Below are 18,414 nucleotides of genomic sequence, written 5' to 3'. Positions count from 1 at the left end.
GCGTCGGTCCGCCAGCGGCCACAGGGCCGGCCCGGCGCGGTGGGCAGGCGCTCCCATCGGGTTCCAGCGACCGGTCCGGGCCGATACATTCGGTCCGGTCTTGTTCGCACGGTTTTCACGCCGCCCTTAGGCCGGTGCTGGCAAGGTGTGCTCTTTGAGGTGTCGTCTAGCCGGAATCAGTGAGGAAAATGCCCGAGGATGACAAGCCGAGCGGCGGTTCGTCGGCCCCGCCCCCGCGGCTGAAGGTCAACCTGCCCAGCGCGCAGGGCATCAAGCGTCCGGACTTCACGCCGCACGGGATCAGCTCGGCCTCCAGCCGCCGCACCCCGAACCGGCCGTCCCCGCTGACCGCGGCCCAGGCCAAGCGGCGCCGGCGGATGACGATCGCGGCGCTGGTGGCCGCCGCGCTGGCGGTGGCCGGCGGCACCGCCTGGTACCTCACCCGGCCGGGTCCCACCCTCCAGGTCAGCGGGGCGTTCGGCAAGGAGCCGAAGGTGGAGATCCCCAAGGGCCTGCACCCGGGCGGCAAGCTGAAGACCACCGTCCTCACCCAGGGCACCGGCCCCAAGCTGGCCGCCGACGACCTGGCCTACATCCACATGGCCTACTACAGGTGGCCGGCCAAGGACGCCGGCCCGAGCGCCGATCCGGGTGAAGAAGACGAGGAGAACAAGGACGGCAAGCTCGGCAGCACCTACGGCGAGGGCGGGCCCAGGGCGGTGCACATCGGCCGCAAGGACCTGCAGGGCATCGACAAGACCCTCGACAAGGCCCTCACCGGGCAGGCCGTCGGCTCCCGGGTGATGATCGAGGTGCCGCCCGCCGACGGGTTCGGCAAGGACGGCCAGCCCGAGATGGGCATCTCCGGCACCGACACGATCCTGTTCGTGATGGACATCATCAAGTCCTTCCCCAAGAACTCCACGGTGCCGGGCGAGCAGAAGAAGTTCTCCGCAGAGGGCCTGCCCACCGTCACGCCCGCCAAGGACGGGCTGGCTCCCAAGGTGACGATCCCCGAGGGCGTGACCCCGCCCGACAAGCTGGTCGTCAAGACCCTGGTGGAAGGCGACGGCCCGGCGCTGGCCAAGGGCGACACCGCGGTCACCCACTACAAGGGCGTGCTGTGGCGCAACGGCAAGGAGTTCGACTCCAGCTGGAAGCGCGACACCGTGCAGCCTTTCGAGGTCGGCACCGGCGCCACCGTGCCCGGTTTCGACAAGGGCCTGCTCGGCAAGAAGGTCGGCAGCCGCGTGATGCTGATCCTGCCGCCCAAGGAGGGCTACGGCAAGGAAGGCCAGAAGCAGGCGGGCATCAAGGGCGACGACACCTTGGTGTTCATCGTCGACATCCTCGGCACCGCGCCCAAGTAAACCGCTTGCATCGGCACCCGAGACGGCGGGCCCCGGCCGGGGTCCGCCGTCTCGGCGTTCCGGCTGCTCGTAAGACCGCCGTAAGGAAAGTCCCCGGCGGCCGGTGACATCGACCACGACAACCTTCGGGAGGTGTTGATCGTCCTGTTTGTGGAAGTCAGGGCCCCAGGCATCGGCCGACCGACACAGCAGATTCCCTCAGGTATCGTCAGTCACAAGAACATCACGGGGGGCACGTGAGCAGCAGCGGCATGGGCTCGGATGGCACGACGCCCATCGAGCCGGACGACGGCGGTGCAGCGGCCTCGCCGGTCACCGGCACCCCACCCCCCTCCGCCGGCCTTCCGGCCGCCCCCCGTCCCGGCGGATCTTCCGGCACCCCTCCGGGAACCGACGCCGCCCCGGGCGCGTCCTCCGCCCCCGCCGCGGAAGCCGCCCCCGGCGACGCCACGGAAATCGACGCCGACCCCGACGACTTCTCTGACGACACCATGGAGACCCACGCCGACCGCGGCACCCCCTCCGACCAGACCGCGGCGACCCGCAGTGAACCCGACGAGCCCGCCGGCGGCATCGCCCCCGAAGCCGACGCCGGCCCCGACGGCTCTTCCGACGCCGCGGACAACGAACCCGGCACCGGCACGGAGACCAACGCCGAACCCACCGGCACCACCGCCACAGCCGAGACCGGTTCCGGCGGCTCTTCCGGTGAGGCCGCAGGCGACGAACCCTGCACCGGCACACCCACCGGGGACGGCACGGAGGCTCACCCCGAGCACACCGCCCCCGACCCGGACAAGCCCTCCGGCGCGGCCGAGGAAGAGCACCCGGCCTCGAGCACGCCCACCGAGCACGACGCCGAATCCGGCGACGCCGCAAGCGGCTCCCGCACGGCGGCCGATGTCTTGGACGGCCGCGACGGGACCGTTCCGAGCGCCGTCGCGGACACCGGCGATGCCGTGGAAAGCCGCGCCGTCTCCGCCGGGGCCGCCGGCGCCGCCGCGGAACCCGAGGCAGCCGCAGCAGACCCCGCCGGGGGCGGGCACGGGCGCACCGATGCGTCCGCCGAAGACGGCGCGGAAGGCCGCTCCGTCTCCGGCGGGGACGCCTCGCCGGGCGCCGCCGCGGAGACCGAGGCCGACCCCGGCGGCGACTCCACCCGGACCCGGCTCGACCTGCCGCAGCTGCCCGACGACGCCGACAGCACGCGGGTGGACCTGCCGAAGCTCTCCGATGAGAGCGAGCAGACGCGGGTGGACCTGCCGGCCCTCTCCGACGCCCCGGCCGCGTCCGCTTCCCGGAAGGAGGGGGAAGCTGCGGCCGTCGGTGACGCCATGGCCGAGGCGGGACGGACGAGCACTTCTGAGACTGCAGGGGCCGATGCGGCCCTAGTGCAATCCTCCGGCGCAGCGGGTACTGCGATGGTGGCGGGAGCCGCCGCAGGCGGAGGCGGCACGGCGCAAGCCCCGGCGGGGGAGACCGGGGCGGCGTCCGCGGCGGCCTCCCTGGGAAGCGTCGCGGTGCCGGACAAGGGGGAGGACGCGGCTGTGGGGGCGGCTGCGGAGCGGGAGAAGGCCGGCCGGAGCGGCAGACGGGGCGGCCGCCGGCGCAAGCAGCGCAGCCGGCTGGTGCGCTACACGCGCCGGGCCGCCATCGCGATGCTGCTCTTCCTGGGCCTGGCCATCGCCGCGTTCGCCGTGGCCTACATGCTCACGCCCGTCCCCTCCCCGCAGGAGGACGCCACCGCGCAGGGCCCGGAGTTCTACTACGACGACGGCAAGACCCTCATCGCCAAGATCGGCGTGAACCGCCACAAGGTCGACCTGGAGGTCGTCCCCGAGCACGTGCGCGACGCGGTGATCGCGGCGGAGAACCGCAGCTTCTATGAGGACCCGGGGGTGTCGATCCGCGGCACGATCCGGGCGTTCTGGTCGACGGTCTCCGGTGAGCAGCTGCAGGGCGGCTCGACCATCACCCAGCAGATGGTGCGCAACTACTACCAGGGGCTGGGGCAGGAACGCACGATCAACCGCAAGTTCAAGGAGATCATGGTCTCCTTGAAGGTCGGCAGCCAGCGGGACAAGGACTGGATCCTCGAGCAGTACCTGAACACCATCTACTTCGGCCGCGACGCCTACGGCATCCAGGCCGCCGCCCAGGCCTACTACGACAAGGACGTCGGGCAGCTCACCAAGGCGGAGGCCGCCTACCTGGCCGCGGCGATCCAGCAGCCCACCCCGTTCGGCAACCCCAGCGGCGACAACCGCGCCATGGCCGAGAACCGGTGGCGCTCGGTGGTGAACGCGATGGTGGAGACCGGGGCGCTCACCCCCGCCGAGGCGGCGGCGATGAAGTTCCCCATGCCGGTCGAGCAGAAGGTCACCGACATCCTCAAAGGCCAGATCGGCTACATGGTCCGCATCGCGCAAAAGGAGCTGCGCGAGCGCCGCGGCTACACCGAGGACCAGATCAACCGCGGCGGGCTGAAGATCGTCACGACCTTCGACAAGGACCTGATGCGGGCCGCCGAGAAGGCGGTGAAGGCCAACCTGCCCCCCAACGTCGGGGAGCGGACCCTCACCGGGCTGGTGTCGGTGGATCCGGCCACCGGGCAGGTCGTCGCCTTCTACGGGGGGCGCGGCTACCTGGAGGAGCAGCTGAGCACCGCCTTCGGCCACTGGGCGCAGGCCGGATCGGGGTTCAAGCCGATCGTGCTGGCCACCGCGCTGGCCAACGGCAAGACGCTGGGCAGCGTGGTCAACGGCAGCTCCCCGCAGTACTACAACGGCACCCCGGTGCGCAACAGCGGCGGCGCCAGCTACGGGATGATCAACCTGGTCACCGCCACCCAGAACTCGGTGAACACCGGCTATGTCAACCTCGGCCTGGAGGTCGGGCTGGACAAGGTCACCGAGATGGCCGAGAAGATGGGCATCCCCCGCGAGCAGCTGACCGCCAACGGCGCCAACAAGGCCCCGACCTTCTCGCTGGGCGTGGTCTCGGTGCACCCGGTGCAGCAGGCGGGGGTGTACGCCACGTTCGCCGCCGAGGGGATCTTCCGCACCCCGTATGTGGTCAAGTCCGTCACCGAGCTGGACGGCGACAAGCACGTCTACACCGAAAAGGGCAGGCGGGTCTTCAGCCCGCAGGTCGCCCGGGACGCCACCTACGCGATGACCAAGGTGGTCGAAAGCGGAACGGGCACCAACGCCCGGCTGTACGACGGGCGGGACGTGGCCGGCAAGACGGGCACCACCGACAACGGCAACGCCCTGTGGTTCAACGGGTTCATCCCCCAGCTGGCCACCTCGGTGGCGATCTTCCGCGCCGACAGCCCCACCAAGCAGGTGGAGATCGGCGGCTACAGCGCGTTCGGCGGTGTGCTGCCCGCTCAGATCTGGCGGACGTACATGACCGATGTGATCGCCATCAAGGGCCTGGAGCCCAAGAGCTTCGGCCCGCCCTCCAGCTACGTCTCCGGGGGCGGCGGGTACAGCCGGTCGACCGGGCAGCCGAGCGCCCCGGCCCCGCAGGGGCCCGACAGCCCGCGGCCCAGGCCGACCAGGCCCGCGCCGCAGCCCTCCGTCCCCCGTCCGCCCGAGCCGGGCGGCCCGGAGGACCCCGGTCCCGAGCAGCCGAACCCGCCGCAGCCGCCGAACCCGCCCGACGGCGGCGGTGACGGCGGTGGCGGCGGCGACGGCGGTGGTGGCGGCGGTGAGGGCCGCCGGCAGAACCCCGCGCAGCAGCAGGGCATGGCGCCGCAGCAGGGCGAGGCGCCCCACGGCCCGGCCGGCCGCCGCGAGTGACATCGGCGGCGGCGTGGCGTCCCCGGCCCGGGGCGCCACGCCGCCGGCCGGTCAGCCGCAGGCCTCGCCGAGACGCGCCGGGGTCTCGGTCAGGGTCTGGTTGAGGGCCGCGACATCGCCGTTGCCCACCTGGGCGGCCGCGGCCCGCAGCCGGGCCGACTGGTCGCGGAGCGCCTTGCTGAGCGCCTTGTCGTCGGACTCCTTGGCCAAGGCGTCGAAGCGGCCGGCGTACTGGTCGGTGGTCTGCTTCCACTGGGCGGGGTCGTTGGCGGCGATCTCCTTGAGCCGCCCGATGTACTCCTGCACCGTCCTTTTGGCGTCGGCGCACACCTCGCCCTTGTTGCTGCCGAGCACGCCGCAGCCCCCGGTGGCCAGCACCAGCACCGCGCATACCGCGGCCACCGGCACCGTACCCCCGGATTTCACCCCGTTACGCATCCAACCTCCACGAACTGGACCCCGTCGGCGAGTGTCATCCTTGCGCACCCGACACGATGACCGCGCCTCGCCTCGCATACGGTGCCCCTATCGGCGGTGGGACGCTTACGCTGGGCAGAGGTTCGGACTGGATGTCGTCAACCGCCTGGCACGGCAGGCACTTGCTGTCCTTTCGCCCGTGTAGCGTAGGCAGGTCCGCATGTGTGCTCGACGGCAGGGGGCGCACGGAGCCTCAGGGGGTGGCGAACGTGGCCGACGCGTGGCGGCCCGCGAACGAGCTCGAACACCGGATGCGGGAGACGTTGCAGGCCGGTGATCAGGAGGCGTATTTCCGTCTGCTGGCGGAAGCCGAACTCGTCATTCCCGTCCCGCCCGACCGGCTCGAGGATGTGCTGGCCAACCGGGCCGAGCTGTCCTGGCCGACCCGCGAGGAGGACGGCCGGGTGCACGTGCCGGCGTTCACCTCGGCGGCGGCCATGCGGGAGGCCCTGGGGCCCGCTCAGCGGCACTTTCTGCGGCTGAAGTTCAGCGACGTCGCCGCCTCCTGGCCCGACGGCGGCTGGTGGCTGGCCGTCAACCCCGGCCTGCCGATCGAGGCCAGGCTGTCGTCGTGGTTCATCAGGCAGCTCACCGAGGGCGATCCCCGCCCGCCGCGCGCCGGGCGGCCCGCCGGCGACCGGCCGCAGCAGCCGGCCCGGCACGCGGCGCCGGCCGAGCAGGCGCCCACCGCCCCGCTCACCGGTGTGGCGGCGGCCGCTCCTTCCGGTCAGGTCCCGGCCGCGGCGCAGCAGGCCGCCGTCGCAGAGCCGCAGCCGCCCGCCGGGGCGAAGCCGGAACCGGGCGCCGCGCCGCAGTCCGCGGAGGAGACGGTGCCGCTGCCGGGTCCGCACGGCCCCGCCGCCGTCGCCGAGACGCCGGCCGAGCAGGCCCCCGAGCCGCCGGCGGAGGCGACGGCGCCCGCGGCCCCCTCCACGGCCGGGCAGGAGCCGCGGTTCCAGCCGGCCAACGACGTGGAGCGGGAGCTGCTGCGCGCCTTGGCCGGCGGCGATCAGGACGCCTATCTGAAGGTGCTGGCGGCGGCGGAGGTGCTGCTGCCGATCCCGCCGGAGGCGGACTACTCGCTGCGGCCCGGCCGGGCCGGTTTCCCCTGGCAGACCGGGGAGATCGAGGGACGCACCGTGGTCCCGGTCTTCACCTCCGTGGAGCGGATGCGCGACCTGAACGGGGAGGGCCCGGTGCCGGGGCGGGGCGACCACATCACGGTCCCGTTCACCGCGGTGGCGCGTTATTGGCCCGACCCGTCCTGGGACCTGGCGGTCAACAGCGGCTCCCCGGTGGGCGCCACGCTGCCGGGCGAGCGGCTGCGGAACCTGTCGGAGTGGGCCGACCAGATCGCCGCCCAGCGCATGGTGGACGGCTTCGAACCGCAAAACGACATCGAGCGGCGGCTGTTCGAGGCGGCGGTGCGCCGGGACGGCGAGGCGTTCTTCAAGGTGCTGGCCGGTGCGCAGGCGCTGATCCCCGCCGACCCGCAGACCCCCTGGGGCATCCGGCCCGACGACCCGGAGTTCCCCTGGCGTCCGGTCCCGGTGCGGGGGATGGTCGCGATCCAGGCGTTCACGTCCCTGAAGTGGATGCACGAGACCATCGGCCCGTCCCGGTTCATCATGCCGAGCTTCCTGGAGCTGATGGAGGCATGGCCGCAGGAGGGCTGGACGCTGGTGGTCAACCCGGCCACGCCGATCAACGCGGTGATGCCCAGCGACCGGATCCGGGCGCTGGCCGAGGCGGCGCGCCCGGCCGCCCCGCGGCCCGAGGCTCCCCCCGCGGCCGCCGAACGGCCGCCCGCCCAGGCGGAACCCGCCGCCGCGGCACCGCAGCCGGTCCCCGCGCCGCAGGAGGCCGGTGAGCGTCCGGCCGAGGGCGCATCCGCCCCCGCCCAGGAGACCGACTGGGCGCCGCACCGGGCGGAGCCCGCCGAGCCCGAGCCGCCGTTCCAGCCCGGCAACCGGATCGACCAGGAGCTTTATGAGGCCGCACTGAGCGGGGACACCGACGCGTTCCTGCGCGTGCTGCTGGCGGCCAGCGTGCTGGTGCCCATCCCGGAGGACGCGCCGCTGGAGGTGACCCCCGTCCAGCCGGAGTTCCGCTGGGACGCGGCGCTGCGGGACGGCTCGGCGGTGCAGGTCTTCACCTCTTTGCTGCGGCTGCGGGAGGTGCTGCCGTCCTCCCGGTTCGTCTACGCCGACTTCCGCGAGCTGATCACCTCCTGGCCGCGGGCGGACTGGGCGATGGCGCTCAACCCGGGCACCCGGATCGGCGCCTCGCTGGAGGGCGATCAGGTGCAGGCGCTCAGCGAGTGGGCCGTCCGGGTGGGGCTGATCCGGCCCCGTCCCGCCGAGCCGGCGGATCCGGCGCAGACGGTGGCGGATCTCGCCCAGGCCGTGGCCGACCCGACGCAGACCACGGTCGATCCCGCGCAGACCGTGGCCGACCCCGCGCAGACGGTCACGGACCTGGAGGCCGTGCCGGCCGGCCGCGACTCCCGCTACGCGCCGGAGCCCGATGAGGAAGACGCGGCGCTCATGCAGCCGGTCGTGATGCAGAAGGTGCTCCCGCACGGGCACGTCGGCTGGTACCTCGAACAGGGCTATGACCGGGTCAGCGGTTTCGTGCACCCGATCTCCGACGTCACCGACCTGCAGACGCCGGTGCAGCTTTACGAGGCGCTCGGCCTGCTGTATGAGGGGTCGCCGTTCTCCCCCTCCGACGAGGGCGTCTATGTGATCCGCTGGCCGGCCTACTGCCCGGGCCTGTACCGCATTCCCTTCGGCGGGCAGACCGAGCAGGAGGTGCGGGCGTGGGGCGAGGCCGGCTGGGTGCAGGAGCGCCCGCCGTTCCGCGGCGACGGGTTCGCCCCCGGCAGCGCCGGATCGATCCGCGAGTACAAGGTCGACAGCGCCCGGCTGCCGTACGGGGCCGAGATGTACTACCTGGGCAAGGACCGCACCGAGCGGTTCATCGCCATGTACGACCCCGACCGGCTCGCCTGGGTGCGCCCCGACGAGGAGGAGGCCAAGTGATCCGGGACGGTTACCTGGTCCGCTGGCGGGGCCGGGAGTATGAGGCCAGCCCCGGCGCGGACGGGGAGGTCAGGCTTTACTCCGCCGAGCCCGCCGAGGGTTTCACCGAGATCCGGCCGGGTCGGCACCGCCGGGTGGTCCCGCTGGACGAGGTGGAGGGCATCCGTTACGTCCGTACCGCCTGCACCTGGCGCGGCGAGCCGTTCATCGTGGTCGGCGAGCACGAAAGCTGGCTGCGGGTGGAGTACGTCGGCGGCCGGGCGGAGGTCGCCGAGCGGCTGGAGCTGGACCGCATCGACCACGGGGTCTGGCAGGCGTGGGCCTCCCGCTCAGAAGTGGAGAATCTGCACGAACAATACGTCTAGCCGATACCCCCCGAAATCCGGCTATCACCCCCCGTCGCCAATTTGATCATTCGTCACAACTGTGATCGCATGATTTTTGCTCTTCTAACAAGGGTAAAGGGCAAGTTGTGGCGAGCCCGGGCGGAAAGGGCAGGGTCAAGGCGGTGCCACGGAGGTACGGTGGCGTGGTCAGGTCGGTGTGCGGTCCGATCTGTGCCGGGCTCGGTACGGCGGCGGTGCTGACGATGGGGGCCGCGGTTCCCCTGTGGGCCGACGCCTCCGCCTCCCCCACCCCCACGGGGAACGCCACGCCGACGGCGTCCCCCAAACCACCGGCGACGCCTTCGCCCACGCCCAGCCCTTCGGAGAGCGCCACACCGACGGCGCCCCCCAAACCGCCGGCGACGCCTTCGCCGACTCCCTCCGCGCCGCAAAGCCCCGCCCCCGAGGAGCCCGGCGAGACGCCCTCCCCTTCCCCCACCTCCAGCGCCCCCGAGCTGGTGCCGATGGGGGTCCGCATCGATCTGCCCGCAGGCGGGGTCTTCGCGGGCGAGAAGGTGACCGTCACCGTCCGCGTCACCGCCGAAAAGAACGTCACCGAAGCGCTGCTGGCCCTCACCGCCTCCGGCCGGCCCGCCCCCGCCCTGTCCCGCTGCGCCGAGGAGGCCTGCGAGCTCGGCGGGGTCGGCAAGCGGGGCAAGCGGGTGGAGGTCGAGCTCACCGTTCCCGAGAAGATCAAGGGCACACGGGTGCGGCTGACCGCCGAGGTCACCGCCAAGGGCGGCGAAGGGGCCTCCGCCGCAAAGGTCATCACGGTGCGCCGCAAGCCGGCCCCCACGCCCTCGCCGTCTGAGAGCAAGGGCGGCTCCGGCGGGCAGAGCGGCTCCTCCGACGGCGGCACCGCCTACACCCCGCCCACGCCCAGCGGGGACTTCACCCCTCCGCCCCGGGTCGAGCTGCCGCAGGTCAGCCCGCCCCGGCCGGAACTGGCGCCGGGGTTCTCCCCCGCGCCGATCGTCCCGCCGACCGCGCTGCGCGGCAATGACCTGCAGGAGCGGCGCAACGGCGCGCTCGAACGGCTGGCCGGCGCCCAGGCGGCCTGGCTGTCGGCGCTGGGGGTGGCCTTTTCGCTGCTGCTCATCCGGCTGCGCCTGGGCGGCCGCCGCGCCGTGGCCGCCGGTGCCGTCCGGCGGGGCGCTCACCGGCGTCCCCGCCGCCCCGGCGCCTTGCGGCCGGCGGCCTTCAAGAGCGCATCAGCCCGTAGCAGGCGATGGACGCGGCGGCCACCACGTTGAGGGAGTCGACGCCGCGGTCCATGGCGTCCGGGCTCATCGGGATGCACACCGCCTCGTCGGCCTCTTTCAGCCAGCGCGAGGACAGCCCGTCGCCCTCGGAGCCGAGCAGCAGCGCCACCCGCTCCCCGGCCGCCGGCACCGCCTTGTCGATGGGGACGGCCGACTGGTCGGGGGTCAGCGCCAGCAGCCGGAAACCCGCCGCCCGCAGGTCGCCGAGGCCGTGGTACCAGTCGTCCATGCGGGCATAGGGGATCGCGAAGACCGCTCCCATGGAGACTTTGACCGCCCGCCGGTACAGCGGGTCGGCGCACCGGGGCGACAGCACGACCGCGTCCACCCCCAGCGCCGCCGCGCACCGGTAGATCGCCCCCACGTTGCCGTGGTCGACCAGGTCCTCCAGCACCAGCACCCGGCGGGCCGCGGCGATCAGCTCGGGCACCGACGGCAGCGGGGTGCGGGCCATGGCGGCCAGTGCGCCCCGGTGCACCGGGAAGCCGGCCACGCCCTCCAGCACCCGCTCGTCGGCCAGGTAGACGGGGGCCTGCACCCCTTCCAGCAGGTCCGACAGCGGCTCCAGCCAGCGCCGGGAGGTCAGCACCGAGCGCACCGGGTAGCCGGCCCGCACCGCCCGGCGGATGACCTTCTCCCCTTCGGCGATGAACAGCCCGTGCTCGGCTTCCAGGCTCTTGCGCAGCTGCACGTCGCGCAGCCGCGTGTAGTCGGTGAGCCTGGGGTCGGCGGGGTCCTCGACCGGGATCACAGTCGCCATCTGCGCGCTTCAACCCTTTCTGCGACCGGACGGCCCCGAGCCTACGGCAGGCGGACGTCGGCGAAGACGGCGCGATGGTCGCTGCCCGGCAGGTCGTGGACCCGCACCCGGTGGACGGCGCAGCGCCGGTCCACCAGCACGTGGTCGATGGTCAGCCGGATGCGTCCGCCGGGCGAACTCCAGGTGGGCGTCAGGCCCATGCCGGCCCGGTCGGCCGCGTCCGCGTAGCCGCGGGACAGCACCCGCCGGAAGTGGGCGTGGTCGAGCGTGGCGTTGTAGTCGCCCGCCAGGATCCGCACCGGCTGTCCCCGCCGGCCGGCCGCGGGCAGCGCCCGCAGGTCGCGCATCCAGTTGCCGACGGCCCGGCCGGAGATGGGCGGCGGCGGGTGCACGGCGGCCACCTCCACCTTGTGCCCGGCCGGCAGGGTGAGCTCCGCCCGCGGCATGGCGAACACCGAGCCGGGCAGCGCGGGCAGCTCGCGGAGGGGATGCCGCGCATACAGGCCGCTGCCTGCCGCCCCGCTCCGGGGGTGGAGCACCGCGTGCGGCAGCAGGCGGCCCAGCCCGGCGGCGTTGAGGCGTTCCACCGCCTTAGGGGTCAGTTCTTGAAGGCTCAGCACGTCCACCGCGTGGTGCCGCACCAGTTCCACGATCCGGTCCGGGTCGGCCAGCCCGAACCGCAGGTTGGCGGTCAGCACCCGCAGGCGGGGGCCGTGGGCCGGGGGCTGGGAGGCGGCGACGGCCCGCGGCAGCACCAGCGCCGCCAGCACGCCGGCGGTCAGCGCGCCGGCGATCAGCGCCCGGCGGTGCCGCAGCAGCGCGGCGCCCAGCACGGGCACCACGGCCGTGGCCGCCGCGTAGGGGGTGAACGAGATCAGCGGCGTGATCGGCATCTGCACGCCGGGCAGCCGGTCGGCGCCCGCCAGCCGGCCCAGCGCCCAGGCCGTCCAGCAGCCCACCGCCGTCCATGCCAGGGCCGAGCGCCAGCGGCCCGCCGTTCGTCCGGGCCGGCCGGGAACGGCGGTGCTCCCGGCCGTCTCGCAGATGCCGGGTTCCGGCTCAGACTGCCGGAAGGTGCCGCTCGCTCGTCCCACCTTCGCCCCCGTTCCCTGCTCGCACCTTACTTATCGGTCTTGCCGGCGGCTCGCCCGGCGGCGGCGGAAGGTTTCCCAAGATCGGTTACGGGGCCTGCAGAGCATACCCGGAAACAAGCCGGGACGAATATGGGCAAACTCCGGATATCCTCCCTCCCTGCGCGTACCATGCCGGAACGAGCCTCAGGAACCGGACGGGCGCAGACACACGACAACTGGCATGTGATCAGCGGCACACTCCCCGCAATCCGGCAGGGAGGTGAAGAATCCACGGCAGGTCACAAGCTGCCGTGAGCACCTTGGCGATCCGCTGACAAAGTGCAACATCCGCCACTTTTACCTCTTTGTAACCATTGTGGGGTGCCGCTACAGTGCCGGGCAGCATGGGACGGTTTTCGGTGAATCGAGGACAGCCGTGAGCGGACGTCATCGCAACGACCTGCCGGAGGAGCCTGGCAACGGCGGGCACGACGCCCACCCTTCGTCGGCGTTCGGCCCGGCCGGCGGCGGATCCTCCGACTGGTTCAGCCCGCGTGAAAGGCAGAGCCCGCCCCCCGCTTCGGGCGGCCCGGGCTCCTACGGCCCGCAGGACGATCCGCTCAGCGGTCCGACCGGCCGCTTCCAGGAGCCGGGCGGGGCCTCCCCCGCCGCAGGTTACGGCGGTTATGGCGACCGCGGTCCGGCGGGCGGTTCCGGGGAGTACGGCCCACCGGGCGAACGCAGCCCCGCCGGCGGTCACAGCGCCTGGGGAACCCCCGGCAGAACGGGTGAAAACGACATCCCCGACTGGTTCAGCGCTCCCCCCGAGCGAAGGTCCGCCCAAAGCAGCGGCGCCTTCAGCGCTCCCACCGGCCCCAGAGAGCCGAGCCCCGCGGAATGGTCACCGCACAGCACCGGCGGGCACAGCGTGCCGCCCGGGGCCGGCGCGTCCCGTGCATCGGACTCGTTCGGCGCCTCCCGTCCCGAAGGGCCGGGCGCGCGGGACAGCGGCGCGTTCGCCGGCGGCGGATTCGGCTCCTATGAGACCATCAGCCGCTCCGACGGCGGCCCCACCCGGGGCGGCGGCTCCGGCGGATCGGGCCGCTCCGGCGGCGGGTCCGGCAGCGGCGAGTACGACTACGGGGAGCGGCGCCGCAAGCGCAACCTGGCCGCGCTGATCGGCCCGATGGCCGGCGCCGTGGGCCTGGCGGTGCTGCTGGGGGTGGGCGTCTACGCCTTCGCCGGCGCCGGAGGCGGCTGCGGCGGGGACGACGCCCTCAAGCTGGACGTGGCGGTGGCCCCGGAGATCAAGGAGGCCGCCGACAAGATGGCCGGCCGCTTCAACGAGGCCAAGCACAAGGTCGACGACAAGTGCGTGCAGGTCGCGGTCCGCTCGGCCGATCCGTCGTCGCTGACCGCGCTGCTGTCCGGCCAGGCCGTGGAGAACGAGACCAACCGCCGGCCGGATGTGTGGATCCCCGACTCCTCGGCGTGGCTGTCGCTGGTCCGCCTGTCGGAGAAGGGCAAGAACAGCGTCCGTCCCACCAAGACCTCCCTGGCGCAGACCCCCATCGTGGTGGCCATGCCGCAGACCCTGGCGGCCAGCCTGCGCCGGCAGGGCGTCATCTCCAGCCCCTCCTGGGACAACCTGCTGGCCGCGGTCGGCGCCCTGCCGGGCGGGGCGCAGACCAAGAACCAGGTGATCCCGGCCGGCAGCGTCCGGCTGTTCGTGCCGGACCCCACCCGCAACGCCGTCGGCCTGACCTCGCTGCTGCTGGCCAACATCCTGCTGGCCAACGACCCCAACCGCGAGGCGATCTTCACCGGCATGACGCGGACCATGCGGGAGAACACCACCCCCTCGGTGGCCGCCCAGTTCGCCTCCTTCCGCAGGGACCGCAAGGGCCGCTACCCGATGGCGCTGACCCACGAGCAGAGCGTGTGGGCGCACAACCGCGGCAACCCCTCTGAGCCGGCGGTGGCGATCTATCCGTCCGAGGGCACCCTCAACCTGGACTACCCGATGGCCGTGGTCAGCACCGATGCGGCCAAGCAGCGGGCCGCCGGGCTGCTGGAGCAGGCGATCAACAGCGAGCCCACCCGCGAGGACGTGCGCGCGCTGGGCTTCCGGTCCGCCGACGGCAAGGCCCCCAGCACCTTCGGCACCCGCACCGGGGTGAGCCCGCAGCGGCTGCGGCTGCTGCCGACGCCGCAGCCGGCCACCGTGCAGGAGCTGGTCCAGGCCTGGTCGAAGCTGTCGCTGAGCATCCGGATGCTGTCGATCATCGACATCTCCGGTTCGATGCTGGCGCCGGTCGGCGGCGGCCTGACCCGGATGCAGGCCACCGCCCGGGTGGCCCAGGGCGGGCTGTCGCTGCTGCCCAACGACTCGGAGCTGGGGCAGTGGGTGTTCTCCACCAAGCTGGACGGCGACAAGGACTACAAGGAGATCGTCCCGATGGGCCCGCTGGGCGAGCGGGTCGGCTCGGTCACCCGCCGTCAGCTCCTGCTGTCCAGCCTGAGCCGCATCGAGCCCAAGCCGACCGGTGACACCGGCCTGTACGACACGATCCTGGCCGCCTACCGGTACATGTCCAAGACCTACAAGCCGGAGTTCGGCAACTCGATCCTGCTGTTCACCGACGGCAAGAACGAAGACGACGACGGCCCCACGCTGCGCCAGACCCTCCGGGAACTGGAGAGCATGATCGACCCCACCCGGCCGATCCAGGTGATCATGCTCGGCTTCGGCCCGGGCGTGGACGTCAACGAGCTCAAGCAGATCGCCAAAGTCACCCGGGGCGATGTGTACGTGACGCAGAACCCCAACGAGATCCAGAAGATCTTCCTGCAGGCGCTGTCGAAGCGGATGGCGAACTGAAAGAAAGGGACGATCTGAGCCGAAACAACGGTGCTGAGATTTCTTCACCGACGGTGTCAACCGGCGGGGCCGCTCGGACGTCCTGACAGGGGGAGGGGGCCCGACGGGAGCGGGGCGTCGGGCCCCCTCCCCCTGTCTCGCGTTGCGCAGTGGGCCGGTGGCACCTGACCTCACGTGACCGCGGGAGTGGGTAAGTGTCCGGATGGCCGAGTCTCGACCGAAGCGAGGACCGGCGGCTGGCCGAGGCGCTGGCCGCCGGTGAACTGGAGGCGCTGGCGCAGGTCTTCGACGCCTACGCCGCCCGCCTGTACGACTACTGCCACGCGCTGCTGCGAGACCAGGAGGCGGCATCCGCGGCACTGCACGACACCCTGCTGGCGGTCACCGTCTGCATCGGCGGCCTGGCCGAGCCGGAGCGGCTGCGCGCCTGGCTGTATGCGATGGTCCGCAACGAGTGCCTGCGCCGGCTGAACACTCCCGACGTGCACGGGCAGCTCCCCGGCCCCGGCATGGTCGTCGATCCCTACACCGGGGAGAGCAGGCCGGTGCAGCCGGCGCCGGAGGTCGAGGACGTCTTCGCGGACGAACGCGACCGCAACCGCCGGATGGAGCTGCGCCGCCTGGTGCACGGGTCGCTGACCGGCCTGGGCGGCCGCCGCCGGGAGATGCTGGACCTGCTGCTGCGGCACGGCCTGACCACCGACGAGATCGCCGCCGTGCTCGGCATGGACGAGGCCGAGACCGCGCAGCTGGCGGTGGAGGCCCGCAACCGGCTGGACCATGCGCTGCTGGTGTCGATCATCTCCCAGTCGGGCCGGTGCCCGGAGGTGAACGCGCTGATGGAGGGCCAGGAGTGGCCCCCACCGCCGGCGCTGGCCCGCCAGGTGGGCCGCCATATGGACGACGGCTGCCCGATCTGCGCCGAGCAGCGCGAGCGCCGGGTGGCCTCCGGGCGGCTGCTGCAGGCCCTGCCGGTGGCGCTGATGCCGGCGCAGCTGCGCGGCGCGGTGCTGGCCGCGGCCTTGGACCCCCAGTACGCCGAGACCCGGGCCGTGCTCGCCGAGCAGGCCGGGCCGTTCGACGAGTGGGGCTGGCCGGCGCCCCTGCAGCGCCCCTCCCGCCGGGCCGCCGCCGCGGGCGAGCGCAAAGGGCCGGGCAGGGGGCTGCTGCCGGCGCTGGCCGCCGCCGTCCTGGTCATCGTGGTGGTGGCCGGGGCGTTCCTGTGGCTGCCCCGCGGGGGCGGTTCCTCGGCCGCCGGCGGGTCCACGCCGCAGCCCACCGCCGCCCAGGAAGAGTCGCCGGAGCCGGAAGAGGAGGAGTCGCCGAGCCCGGACGACGGCCCGTCGCCGACTCTGCCGACACCGACGGTGACGCCGTCCTCGGCCACGCCGACCGCCTCGAGCACGCCCTCGCCGCAGCCGTCCACCCCGTCGCCGCGCACCACTGCGGGCACCTTGGTGGTCAGCGGGTGCCGGATCCCGAGGGGCGCCCAGTCGTGCACGATCACGGTGACCGCGCGGGGCGGCCCGGTCCGCTGGAGCGTCCGCTCGCTGTTCCCGGTGCGCGCCTTCGGCGGCGGCACGCTGGCCGCCGGCCGTTCCACCGGTGTCACCGCCACCCTGGCGATCTCTTGCGAGCGCAGCGGGTCGGCCACCGTGGCCTTCTCTCCCAACGGGGCCGCGACCGTCAGATGGGATTGCCTCCCCAGGAACCCGGACCCGGGAGACCCCGGTGATCCCGGCGATCCCGGCGACCCCGGAGAGCCCGACGATCCCGGTGATGAAGATCCGGGGACCCCGCCCGGCCCCGGACGGTTCCAGCCGTGACGGCCGCTTCCCGGGCTCCCGGCGGGGTGCGAAGGGCCAAAGCGCCCGTCCCGGCCGTGGTGCTCTCCCATGCCGGGCCGGGAAGCGTCACCGTGCGGACATCGGACCTCCACGGCCCGGTGTGAGCACGCGGCGGTGCCGCCCGGATGGGGCCGTTCCCGCCGCGTGCTCGCCGCGACCGCCGGGCGGCTACCAGGCCGAGCCGGTGTCCAGGATGTGGTGGGCGCGGTCCAGCAGCAGCGGCACCGCGTCGCCGATCTTGTCGAAGCCCTCGCCGACGGTGGCGTTCTGCAGGTAGCGGGCGTGGATGCCCTCCAAGATCACCGCCAGCTTGTAGCAGGCGAACGCCACATAAAAGTCGATGTCCGACAGGTCGAACTTGGTGAGCTCGGCATAGCGCTCGGCGAACTCCCGCCGGGTCAAAAAGCCGGGCGCGGCGGTGACGGTGGCGCCGACCGGAAGGCGGTGCTCGTCGTCGGCCTGCGCCCAGTACACCAGCGTCAGTCCCAGGTCCGACAGCGGGTCGCCGAGCGTGGACATCTCCCAGTCCACGACCGCGGCGATCTCGGGGCGGGGCTCCAGCCGGGTCAGCGCGTTGTCCAGCCGGTAGTCGCCGTGCACCAGGCCGACGGGGCCGCTTTCGGGCAGCCGCTCGCCCAGCCGCCGCACCAACCGCTCGTAGGCGGGCAGGTCGCGGGTGGCGCCGGTGGCCAAGATCGCCTCCCGGGACCGCTCCCACTGCTGGCCCCACCGCTTGAGCTGGCGGGCCATGTATCCGGCCGGCCGGCCGAAGTCGGCCAGCCCGGCGGCCTCCACGTCCACCGTGTGGATGGCGGCCAGCACCTCCGCCAGCCGCTCGCTCAATTGGCGGGCCTGCTCGGGGGTGACGTCGGCGGCGTCCTCCATGGTGCGCAGGACCCGGCCCTCGACGTGGTCCATCACATAGAAGCGGGCGCCGATCACATCCTCGTCGTCGCAGAACGCCAGCGGCGTCGGCACCGGCACCCCGCTGCCGCCCGACAGCGCCGACAGCACCCGGTACTCGCGGGCCATGTCGTGGGCCGTGGGCAGCACGTGCCCCAGCGGGGGCCGGCGCAGCACCACCCGCCGCCCGTCCGCCAGTGTGATCCCGTAGGTCAGGTTGGACCGGCCGCCGGCGATCAGCCGCACCCCGGTGATCTGGCCGCTGCCGGGCAGCGTCCGCTCCAGCCAGGCGGCCAGCCGGGGCACGTCCACACCGGGAACGCCGGCCGGAAGCTCACCGCTCATGACACGACTCCGTTCAGTGATCGTCCGGACGGCCGGCGGACCAAGCGCCCGGCCGGACGTCCGGCTGCTGTGGTCGCTTATGGCGCCCTATTAGAACGCAACTCGGTCGGCGGGCGTGAGGGCGGGGGGAGGAGAGCGGCGTTCTCCGGGGAACTCAGGTAATCTATTGGCCAGTTTCGGACGCCCAAGGAAAGTTTTCCACCGGCGGCGTCCCGGCCTCACCTGCACGGACGCCCGTGCCCCCGCTCCGGGCGCTCCGC

At 73.1% G+C, this 18,414-nt stretch carries 11 protein-coding genes; 7 read left to right on the top strand and 4 right to left on the bottom strand.

Annotation, left to right across the window (positions count from 1 at the left end; translation table 11 throughout):
* Window positions 1–188: 188 nt before the first annotated feature.
* Together BUE48_RS06300 and BUE48_RS06295 are read left to right on the top strand one after the other, a co-directional pair.
* On the top strand, window positions 189–1,370 hold the full coding sequence (locus BUE48_RS06300) for an FKBP-type peptidyl-prolyl cis-trans isomerase (RefSeq protein WP_286989281.1): 1,182 nt from the start codon (window positions 189–191) through the stop codon (window positions 1,368–1,370).
* Window positions 1,371–1,606: 236 nt separating this feature from the next.
* The gene (locus BUE48_RS06295; RefSeq protein ID WP_286989279.1) at window positions 1,607–5,176 is read left to right on the top strand and encodes a transglycosylase domain-containing protein; all 3,570 of its coding nucleotides are present in this window, start codon (window positions 1,607–1,609) and stop codon (window positions 5,174–5,176) included.
* A 51-nt stretch (window positions 5,177–5,227) separates the two neighbouring features.
* Here BUE48_RS06295 and BUE48_RS06290 read toward each other — a convergent pair whose 3' ends face one another.
* Entirely contained in the window at window positions 5,228–5,614 is a 387-nt protein-coding gene (locus tag BUE48_RS06290; protein WP_286989278.1) for a DUF8711 family protein, read from the bottom strand.
* Window positions 5,615–5,862: 248 nt separating this feature from the next.
* Here BUE48_RS06290 and BUE48_RS06285 point away from each other — a divergent pair, with 248 nt between their 5' ends.
* The 3 genes from BUE48_RS06285 (at window position 5,863) to BUE48_RS06275 (ending at window position 10,336) form a co-directional block, all read left to right on the top strand.
* Window positions 5,863–8,697, top strand: a complete 2,835-nt coding sequence (locus BUE48_RS06285) for an SseB family protein (RefSeq protein ID WP_286989276.1) — start codon at window positions 5,863–5,865, stop codon at window positions 8,695–8,697.
* The gene (locus BUE48_RS06280; protein ID WP_012851632.1) at window positions 8,694–9,062 is read left to right on the top strand and encodes a UCP033725 family protein; all 369 of its coding nucleotides are present in this window, start codon (window positions 8,694–8,696) and stop codon (window positions 9,060–9,062) included. The genes BUE48_RS06285 and BUE48_RS06280 overlap by 4 nt, the downstream gene beginning before the upstream one ends.
* A 224-nt stretch (window positions 9,063–9,286) precedes the next feature.
* Window positions 9,287–10,336, top strand: a complete 1,050-nt coding sequence (locus BUE48_RS06275; protein WP_286989273.1) for a hypothetical protein — start codon at window positions 9,287–9,289, stop codon at window positions 10,334–10,336.
* Here the strand turns inward: BUE48_RS06275 and BUE48_RS06270 are convergent.
* Together BUE48_RS06270 and BUE48_RS06265 are read right to left on the bottom strand one after the other, a co-directional pair.
* Window positions 10,284–11,105, bottom strand: a complete 822-nt coding sequence (locus tag BUE48_RS06270) for a TrmH family RNA methyltransferase (protein WP_012851630.1) — start codon at window positions 11,103–11,105, stop codon at window positions 10,284–10,286. The two genes, BUE48_RS06275 and BUE48_RS06270, sit on opposite strands and share 53 nt — an antisense overlap.
* A 41-nt stretch (window positions 11,106–11,146) precedes the next feature.
* Window positions 11,147–12,199, bottom strand: a complete 1,053-nt coding sequence (locus tag BUE48_RS06265; RefSeq protein WP_286989272.1) for an endonuclease/exonuclease/phosphatase family protein — start codon at window positions 12,197–12,199, stop codon at window positions 11,147–11,149.
* 415 nt (window positions 12,200–12,614) lie between these two features.
* On the opposite strand from BUE48_RS06265, the gene BUE48_RS06260 reads away from it, so the two are divergent.
* Together BUE48_RS06260 and BUE48_RS06255 are read left to right on the top strand one after the other, a co-directional pair.
* Window positions 12,615–15,059: a substrate-binding and VWA domain-containing protein gene (locus BUE48_RS06260; protein ID WP_012851628.1), complete on the top strand. Its 2,445-nt coding sequence runs from the start codon at window positions 12,615–12,617 to the stop codon at window positions 15,057–15,059.
* Window positions 15,060–15,253: 194 nt separating this feature from the next.
* The gene (locus tag BUE48_RS06255) at window positions 15,254–16,885 is read left to right on the top strand and encodes an RNA polymerase sigma factor (protein ID WP_012851627.1); all 1,632 of its coding nucleotides are present in this window, start codon (window positions 15,254–15,256) and stop codon (window positions 16,883–16,885) included.
* Between the two features lie 189 nt (window positions 16,886–17,074).
* Here BUE48_RS06255 and BUE48_RS06250 read toward each other — a convergent pair whose 3' ends face one another.
* Window positions 17,075–18,154, bottom strand: coding sequence for a phosphotransferase family protein (locus tag BUE48_RS06250; RefSeq protein ID WP_012851626.1), 1,080 nt, complete (start codon window positions 18,152–18,154; stop codon window positions 17,075–17,077).
* Between the last annotated feature and the right edge of the window lie 260 nt (window positions 18,155–18,414).

Origin of the sequence: Thermomonospora sp. CIF 1 (assembly GCF_001896795.1) — a bacterium.
Taxonomy (GTDB): Bacteria; Actinomycetota; Actinomycetes; order Streptosporangiales; family Streptosporangiaceae; genus Thermomonospora; species Thermomonospora curvata.
Note: the sequence above shows the minus strand (reverse complement) of the source record. Positions and strands in the feature narration are given on the sequence as shown.